We start from the raw sequence: 1,336 nt of genomic DNA on the forward strand, positions 1-1,336 counted from the left end.
CTCCCGATACAAACGCACCGCACGTTCACGCAGCTCATCGGGGTACTTCTTCGGTGCTGCCACGGATGACTCCCTTCAGCTCCATCAGAGCATGATCGAAAGCCTCCGAGCTACCGGGGGAACCTCAGTGGTGGAGCATCGCTGATTCCCCGGGCACGTGTGTCGTCTCGTGCCTCGTCACGGGGGATGGCTGGTCTGAGAACGATGGGGGGTCGACTTGCTGCGCTGTCGCCGCCCCCGCCTAGTTTCCCAGGGCCTGGACCTTGGCGATCGTCGCATGCACCTGTTCTTTGACGGCGGCAGGCCGAGTGCCGACCTGGCCGATGACCTCGATCAGAGAGTCGAACTGTGCGGTGAGCTGGCCGGAACTGCCCTGCAAAGCTCCAGCGGTGAGTTGCCGGGCCTCGCCGACGTTCTGCCGGGCAGCCGCGATCTGGGCTTGGGCCTCTTCGAGCTTCCGCGATGCCGCGTTCAACTGCGCGATGATCTGTGCCGCGCTCATACACCCTCCCCGGGTTTACGTGATCAATTCGCACACGAAGTGTGATCAATCGATTGCACTTTACGCGAGGTGCCCCATGGCCGGTGTACCGCGCAAGTGGGCGGTCATGGACGGTGTCGGCGGCGGCTTGCGGACTCAGCGTGAGCGAAGCCGGCTATGGGCAGTGCAGCACGACTTCGTCGGCGGGGAAGGTCTGCACGGTCCCATCAGGAGAGCGCACCTCAAGGATCGGTATGCCTTCGTCCATGTCCATCTTTCGACGTTCACTGCTCTTCGGCATCCTGGCCACGATCGTACTTCCGGGCGACACCTCGACCGGCCTCTGGTCGGGGCTTGATCGCACATGGGTGGGTTGACCTCGGCTGCTGGTCACCAGTCCTTCAGACTTCAGAACCGCGATCGACATCCGTACGGCATCTCGTCCGATCCCATACTCCTGGCTCAGTCGCGACTCGCTTCCAATTGGCGCGCCGGGCGGAAGGTCACCGGATTCAATCTTTTCGCGCAGCAGATCGGCGAGCTGCACGTAGACCGGGGTGTGCGAACGCGGATCGATGCTCATGCCTTCAGCCTTGACGCCACGTGGGCAGGTCGGTGTGTGGCCCTTCGGCACTTTGGCAACAGGGCAACAGGGCTTGTGGCAACAAGGCCCTTCGGCTACTGTCACGGGAATGGAGGGTGATTGAGCGAGCACGGTTCGCTATCACCCTTTCCGGTGAGCTGCTCTGGGGTCGTACTGCCGGTGGGCTGCGGTTTCAGGGCGGTGGGTACCCGCCTGCCCGGGTTGGCGGGTGCCCACCTTTTCGACGGGGGAGACGCGGCGAAAGGGAGGGC

The 1,336-nt window shown here is 63.5% G+C and carries 2 protein-coding genes; both read right to left on the bottom strand.

All coding sequences use genetic code 11. From position 1 onward, the window contains the following. Positions 1 to 241: 241 nt before the first annotated feature. The gene (locus C1I93_RS30505) at positions 242 to 502 is read right to left on the bottom strand and encodes a DUF6244 family protein (protein ID WP_111246687.1); all 261 of its coding nucleotides are present in this window, start codon (positions 500 to 502) and stop codon (positions 242 to 244) included. 154 nt (positions 503 to 656) lie between these two features. Then, a complete protein-coding gene (locus C1I93_RS30510; RefSeq protein WP_111246688.1) occupies positions 657 to 1,064 on the bottom strand; it encodes a GntR family transcriptional regulator in 408 nt (135 codons plus the stop codon). Between the last annotated feature and the right edge of the window lie 272 nt (positions 1,065 to 1,336).

Source organism: Micromonospora endophytica, assembly GCF_003236305.1.
Classification (GTDB): Bacteria; Actinomycetota; Actinomycetes; order Mycobacteriales; family Micromonosporaceae; genus Micromonospora; species Micromonospora endophytica.

What these genes read in the sequence shown, in the direction of transcription:
- C1I93_RS30505 (WP_111246687.1), bottom strand. Translation starts at nt 502, where the DNA reads ATGAGCGCGGCACAGATCATCGCGCAGTTGAACGCGGCATCGCGGAAG.
- C1I93_RS30510 (WP_111246688.1), bottom strand. Translation starts at nt 1,064, where the DNA reads ATGAGCATCGATCCGCGTTCGCACACCCCGGTCTACGTGCAGCTCGCC.